The following is a 1,134-nucleotide window of genomic DNA, read 5'->3' as shown; positions in this document are numbered from 1 at the left end:
CATCTCGGGCGAATTCTATGTCAACGCCATCAACGTCATGCGCGGCGCCTCCACCGTGTCGTCTTATGTCGGCCTGCCTGCACAGGAAGCCTTCGACATCGAGTACTGGCTGCTCGAAGACCTGAAGCTGCAGCGTATGCCGAAGCCGAAGTCGCTTGCCGGCCAGATCGCCCTGGTCACGGGTGGCGCCGGCGGCATCGGCCGCGCCACGGCCAACCGCCTGCTGCGCGAAGGCGCCTGCGTGGTGCTGGCCGACATCGACGAGACAGCACTGGCCAGCGCCAATGACGAACTGGCGAAAGTCTACGGCAGGGACTTCGTGCGGCCGGTGCTGATCAATGTCACCTCGGAGGAGCAGGTCATTTCGGGCTTTGCCGAGACAGCGGTCGAGTTCGGCGGCATCGACATTCTGGTATCGAATGCAGGGCTGGCCTCCTCGGCGCCGATCGAGGAGACGACGCTGGCGCTGTGGAACAAGAACATGGACATCCTGTCGACCGGTTATTTCCTGGTCTCGCGGGAAGCGTTCCGGCTGTTCCGCGCGCAGAAGATTGGCGGCAACGTCGTCTTCGTCGCCTCCAAGAACGGCCTTGCCGCATCGCCGAACGCCGCCGCCTATTGCACCGCCAAGGCTGCCGAGATCCATCTCGCCCGCTGCCTGGCGCTGGAGGGCGCGGAGGCGCAGATCAGGGTCAATGTCGTCAACCCGGACGCGGTGCTGCGCGGCTCGAAGATCTGGACCGGCGAGTGGAAGGAACAGCGCGCCGCCGCCTACAAGATGTCGACCGACGATCTGGAGGAGCACTATCGCTCGCGTTCGATGCTGAAGCGCTCGGTCTTCCCGGAAGACATCGCAGAGGCGATCTATTTCCTGGCGTCCGACATGTCGGCCAAGTCGACCGGCAACATCATCAATGTCGACGCGGGCAACGCCCAGTCGTTCACGCGCTGAGCGGAGGGGACGATGGAACACATCATCTCCGCCGACCTCGTCGACAAGGACAACGCCGCGCGCAAGGCAAACCTCGAGCGCGACTACGCCTCGCTCGGCGAGCGGCTCGACCGTCGCGGCATCGCCATCGACGCTATCAGAGACAAGGTCGAGAAATTCGCGGTGGCGATCCCGTCCTGGGG

At 64.3% G+C, this 1,134-nt stretch carries 1 protein-coding gene and 1 pseudogene; both read left to right on the top strand.

The window, feature by feature from the left end:
- A partial coding sequence (locus EN879_RS36720; protein ID WP_127274755.1) for an SDR family oxidoreductase occupies positions 1-952 on the top strand: 952 nt, incomplete at its 5' end.
- A 12-nt stretch (positions 953-964) separates the two neighbouring features.
- A pseudogene (locus EN879_RS40430) lies at positions 965-1,134 on the top strand (sugar isomerase); the annotation flags it as partial.

The organism is Mesorhizobium sp. M7A.F.Ca.AU.002.02.1.1, assembly GCF_003998535.1.
GTDB lineage: Bacteria > Pseudomonadota > Alphaproteobacteria > Rhizobiales > Rhizobiaceae > Mesorhizobium > Mesorhizobium ciceri.
The sequence above is the reverse complement of the archived record's forward strand: the minus strand, read 5'-3'. Positions and strand labels throughout refer to the sequence as shown.